Origin of the sequence: Rhodopirellula maiorica SM1, from assembly GCF_000346295.1 — a bacterium.
Classification (GTDB): domain Bacteria; phylum Planctomycetota; class Planctomycetia; order Pirellulales; family Pirellulaceae; genus Novipirellula; species Novipirellula maiorica.
Genome location: NZ_ANOG01000880.1, coordinates 1 through 2,099, shown reverse-complemented (window position 1 = coordinate 2,099; position 2,099 = coordinate 1). Strand labels below are relative to the sequence as shown.

Below are 2,099 nucleotides of genomic sequence, written 5' to 3'. Positions count from 1 at the left end.
GCGAGAGTGATGTTGAATTCGTTGCCGCCGCCATGCCGGATCTCCGCTCCGCTGCGATCCGGCCTACGAAACCGATCTTAGGAATCGGTGGTGGTTACGACTGCGTCATCCACCAGGATGGTGTCGGGCGAGGTCAATCGACTATCGCTAAGTGTTGCGATGATAAAGATCGCCAAGAACACAAACGACGAGATGAACACCACCGCGTTGAATGGTTTGTCGTACAACACGTGCATAAAGAACAGGACCACGAGCGTTGCTTTGACTGTCGCAATCGCCATCACGATTACGACATCAAAGCCGCCGAGATCAAAGCTGGCTTGGGCGACCGTCACGATGGTCAAAAAGACAAGTGCGGCGAAGACACCGAACAGGATTGGCAGCGGCAATGGGTGAGCGAAATCGTATCCTTCGCGATGTTCACCGGAGCCGTGGTCGGAAGAGGCGGTATTGTGAGCGGACATAATTGAGTCAATCGGTAGGTTGTGTGAGTCGTCCAGCCGCGAGGGGCATTGGGGCTCTGGCAAACGCAGGTTGCTGCGACGCCAGAGCAATTCAATTCGTCGAAAATCGCGTTAGCGAATCAGGTACAACAACGGGAACAGGTAGATCCAAATCAAGTCGACCAAGTGCCAATACAGACCGACGTAATCGACAGGGCCAAAGTAATTATGATTGAAATCTTGGCGAATCGATCGCACTAGCAACCAGACCAACACCCCGATACCAGCGAGAATGTGGATCGCGTGCACACCGGTCATGCAGTAGTAGATACTAAAGAAAACGCCGGCTCGGCTGGGAGTCAGGAACTCACTTGGGACCGAATCGATCGTCGCATCAATTTCGTACTGGCCCACGATCGCCGAACCGCTCGCCATTGCCGCTTGACGCTCGATTGCCGTCAATTCGTTTTGGACGCCGGTGTTGGTGGCATCGGTTGCCAATCGTTCTCGCACGCCGTAGGCGACGCTGCCAGCACTTTCCGGTGCCGCTGCGTGTAATGCTTCATCGTGCGACTCGGCATGTTCGGCATCATGATCACCTGCTGCGGCAACATGTTCACCGTCGGCATGCTCGCCGCTTTCGACCGCATGTGCCTCGGTCGAATCTCCGCTTTCCAGAATCGTGCCTAGACCAACGCCGCCAAAGAAACTGGCACAAACGACGATCAACGGCAGCGCCACTGCGGCTTGGAATTGTTTGTCTCGGACCTTTGAAACCAAGTACCAAACCACCACGCCAACCAGAGCGATCACAAACGGAGCACAGATCCAGGCCAGATAGTTTGGACCGCCTTCGTGATGTGGGTGTGCCGGGTCGTAGCTAAACAGTCCAGCGGGAAGCAGTCCCATGTGAAACTTGTGCGAGTACTCAATCGCTTTTACACCCAGGAAGACCATCGCACACGAAAGCGTCGTGGCGATCAAGGCGGTCAGACCTTTGTGGTTTTCCGTTTGCGAACACCGTACCGCCCACGCCATCGTCAGCGAGCTAAACAGCAGCACGCCGGTGTTGATCGCACCCAGTTTGGTGTTAAGGAATTGGCTGCAACCTTCGAACACCTCGGGCCGCAACATGCGAAAGATCGCATAGGCACAAAACATCCCGCCAAAGAACAGGACTTCGGTAACGAGGAAGATCCAAATGCCAAGCTTGCCACTGTCGAACTGTTGTTCGGGAGTGTCAAAATGATGCGCCAAATACGACGGGTGATCGTGGTCATGATCATGATCGCCGTGAGCGTCAGTCGCGGAATCAGCTTCGAGAGTGGACATGAAGATTGGAAGCAGGAAAAAGGTTAAAAGTGTCAGAAGCAGCGGCAGCCGACAAAGGGCTGCCACGATACATCAGTCGGGGGTAATGATCGACTAGTGCTTGTGGCTAGCGGGAGCAGGTGATTTCGATGGATCCGACTCAGGAGCCAATTTACGTTCGGGTTGAATCGTCACATAACGTTCGTCCGATTCTTGCCACTCGATGTCGTGGAAGTCGTAGGGGTCACCCACAACCGGTGCACGTTCAAAGTTGTAGAACGGTGGTGGGCTGGTGCAGTTCCATTCCAAAGTCGCACCGCCCCAGGGGTTCGCAGGTGCTCGTTT

General features: G+C 54.6%; 2 protein-coding genes and 1 pseudogene. All 3 read right to left on the bottom strand.

Annotated features, from left to right (window positions below):
• Positions 1-77 precede the first annotated feature (77 nt).
• Positions 78-464: a cytochrome C oxidase subunit IV family protein gene (locus RMSM_RS28145; protein ID WP_008705123.1), complete on the bottom strand. Its 387-nt coding sequence runs from the start codon at positions 462-464 to the stop codon at positions 78-80.
• Between the two features lie 111 nt (positions 465-575).
• Positions 576-1,775 carry a cytochrome c oxidase subunit 3 gene (locus RMSM_RS28140; protein WP_008705121.1) on the bottom strand — a complete coding sequence of 400 codons (1,200 nt, stop codon included), beginning with the start codon at positions 1,773-1,775 and terminating at the stop codon, positions 576-578.
• A 93-nt stretch (positions 1,776-1,868) separates the two neighbouring features.
• A pseudogene (locus RMSM_RS28135) lies at positions 1,869-2,099 on the bottom strand (cytochrome c oxidase subunit I); the annotation flags it as partial.